Origin of the sequence: Ralstonia sp. GX3-BWBA, assembly GCF_003290055.1 — a bacterium.
Classification (GTDB): domain Bacteria; phylum Pseudomonadota; class Gammaproteobacteria; order Burkholderiales; family Burkholderiaceae; genus Ralstonia; species Ralstonia holmesii.
Genome location: NZ_QMKS01000017.1, coordinates 1 through 2,959, shown reverse-complemented (window position 1 = coordinate 2,959; position 2,959 = coordinate 1). Strand labels below are relative to the sequence as shown.

At 57.0% G+C, this 2,959-nt stretch carries 1 protein-coding gene, 3 tRNA genes and 2 rRNA genes; all 6 read right to left on the bottom strand.

Features of this window, described 5'->3' with window-relative positions; genetic code table 11:
- Positions 1–653 (bottom strand): GTP-binding protein (locus DOD19_RS17180; RefSeq protein WP_162634378.1); only part of this gene is annotated, 653 nt, incomplete at its 3' end.
- A gap of 43 nt (positions 654–696) precedes the next feature.
- Positions 697–771, bottom strand: a tRNA-Thr gene (locus DOD19_RS17175).
- Between the two features lie 19 nt (positions 772–790).
- Positions 791–864: transfer RNA gene (locus DOD19_RS17170), tRNA-Gly, on the bottom strand.
- 56 nt (positions 865–920) lie between these two features.
- Positions 921–1,006, bottom strand: a tRNA-Tyr gene (locus DOD19_RS17165).
- Positions 1,007–1,565: 559 nt separating this feature from the next.
- A 5S ribosomal RNA gene (gene rrf, locus DOD19_RS17160) occupies positions 1,566–1,678 on the bottom strand.
- Between the two features lie 117 nt (positions 1,679–1,795).
- Positions 1,796–2,959 (bottom strand): 23S ribosomal RNA (locus tag DOD19_RS17155); the annotation flags it as partial.

Genomic DNA, 2,959 nt, shown 5'->3' with positions numbered 1-2,959 from the left:
TCCACCGGCATCAGGAACGTGCCGTCAACAGCGCGCTCCGGCGTCGGGATGTAGGTGTCCAGTGCGTCGGCTAGGTTCATGATGGCCACTTCGCCCAGTTCGCCCTTGTCGCCTTCCAGCGCCAGCTTGGCCGAACCCTTGATGATCGGGGTGTCGTCGCCCGGGAAGTCGTACTTCGACAGAAGTTCGCGCACTTCCATCTCGACCAGCTCCAACAGCTCAGCATCGTCCACCATGTCGCACTTGTTCAGGAACACGACGATGTACGGCACACCAACCTGGCGGGCCAGCAGGATGTGCTCACGCGTTTGCGGCATCGGGCCGTCAGCGGCCGAGCACACCAGGATGGCGCCGTCCATCTGGGCGGCACCGGTGATCATGTTCTTGACGTAGTCGGCGTGGCCCGGGCAGTCAACGTGCGCGTAGTGGCGGTTAGCCGTTTCGTACTCGACGTGCGCGGTGTTGATCGTGATGCCACGTGCCTTTTCTTCCGGCGCTGCATCGATCTGGTCGTATGCCTTGGCGGCACCACCAAACTTGGTCGCCAGCACGGTCGTGATCGCCGCGGTCAGCGTCGTCTTACCGTGGTCAACGTGACCAATCGTACCAACGTTCACGTGCGGCTTAGTCCGCTCGAACTTTTCCTTTGCCATGTCGCGACTCCTGTCTCGGTAGCGATTTGCGTTGGTGGATGCGTGGTGCCCATGGGCAGGATCGAACTGCCGACCTCTCCCTTACCAAGGGAGTGCTCTACCACTGAGCCACATGGGCAAAACTTACGAACAGTGAATGGAGCGGGTGAAGGGAATCGAACCCTCGTCGTAAGCTTGGAAGGCTTCTGCTCTACCATTGAGCTACACCCGCCCGGACTACTTCTTCCCTTGCCGCCCGGCCTTGCGACCGAACTCACTGCTTAATTCTGGTGGAGAGGGTTGGATTCGAACCAACGTAGGCGTAAGCCAACAGATTTACAGTCTGCCCCCTTTAGCCACTCGGGCACCTCTCCGAAGAGAACTTGCGATTATGGGACCATCAGGGCACCCTGTCAAGCGTTGCTTGATGAAATCGCGAGATTTCGAGCATTGATGCTCTCATCCTTATAGGGCAATTCAGATCGACGAGGGACTGGCGCCGCTATGCCACTCCAATGCTCGCACCAGGGCGCCGACGGAGAGGCTGGCGGAGCCTTCCTCGGAAGTCACGACCGCCGTCGACCGGTATAGCTAGGAAGATCGCGAACATCATTGCGAGTCGCTGGCCCGCAGCTATATCCACGCGACGCAGCGATGCCTGCGTATCCGCACAAAAGCCACGCACAGCCGGCCCACCGATTCTCCGTACCTCACCGCAGCGAGCGGACGGGCCCGGCTGACTCACGAAGCCAATCAGTCTTGCAGGGGAGTCCGCGGACGTCTCCGTTGGGAGGCGTTTTGTTTTTGGGGAGAGGCGGAGGGGAGTGTTGCTGGGATCTGTCTGGCGGATCAATGCAGCAAGCCGGGTGCGAGCCGATTGCGCAAAGGCAAACACCCCAGCTCTAAGGTAGAGCTGGGGTGTTGTATGGGAGAGCCTGGCGATGACCTACTTTCACACGGGAATCCGCACTATCATCGGCGCGGAGTCGTTTCACGGTCCTGTTCGGGATGGGAAGGGGTGGTACCGACTCGCTATGGTCACCAGGCTATGACTTGTCGTCCCGTTGACGAGGTCAACGGGACCAATATGGGAATGTAGATTTTGGGTTGTGAGTTGTGTGTATCAGGCACAAGGCGGACCCAGCCGGAAACATACCGGTTATAGGATCAAGCCGCACGGGCAATTAGTACTGGTTAGCTGAACGCATTACTGCGCTTCCACACCCAGCCTATCAACGTCCTGGTCTCGAACGACCCTTCAGGGAGATCAAGTCTCCAGGGAATCCTCATCTTCAGGCAAGTTTCCCGCTTAGATGCTTTCAGCGGTTATCTCTTCCGTACATAGCTACCCTGCGATGCCTCTGGCGAGACAACAGGTACACCAGCGGTACGTCCACTCCGGTCCTCTCGTACTAGGAGCAGCCCCCGTCAAGATTCCAACGCCCACGGCAGATAGGGACCAAACTGTCTCACGACGTTTTAAACCCAGCTCACGTACCTCTTTAAATGGCGAACAGCCATACCCTTGGGACCGGCTACAGCCCCAGGATGAGATGAGCCGACATCGAGGTGCCAAACACCGCCGTCGATATGAACTCTTGGGCGGTATCAGCCTGTTATCCCCAGAGTACCTTTTATCCGTTGAGCGATGGCCCTTCCATACAGAACCACCGGATCACTATGTCCTGCTTTCGCACCTGCTCGACTTGTCGGTCTCGCAGTTAAGCACGCTTTTGCCATTGCACTTTAGGTACGATGTCCGACCGTACCAAGCGTACCTTCGAACTCCTCCGTTACACTTTGGGAGGAGACCGCCCCAGTCAAACTGCCTACCATGCACTGTCCCCGACCCGGATTCACGGGCCAAGGTTAGAACCTCAAACAAACCAGGGTGGTATTTCAAGGTCGGCTCCACCGAAACTAGCGTCCCGGTTTCAAAGCCTCCCACCTATCCTACACAGATCGGTTCAAAGTCCAATGCAAAGCTACAGTAAAGGTTCATGGGGTCTTTCCGTCTAGCCGCGGGGAGATTGCATCATCACAAACACTTCAACTTCGCTGAGTCTCGGGAGGAGACAGTGTGGCCATCGTTACGCCATTCGTGCAGGTCGGAACTTACCCGACAAGGAATTTCGCTACCTTAGGACCGTTATAGTTACGGCCGCCGTTTACCGGGACTTCAATCAAGAGCTTGCACCCCATCATTTAATCTTCCGGCACCGGGCAGGCGTCACACCCTATACGTCCACTTTCGTGTTTGCAGAGTGCTGTGTTTTTATTAAACAGTCGCAGCCACCATTTTATTGCAACCCCTTCGTCCTTCTGGC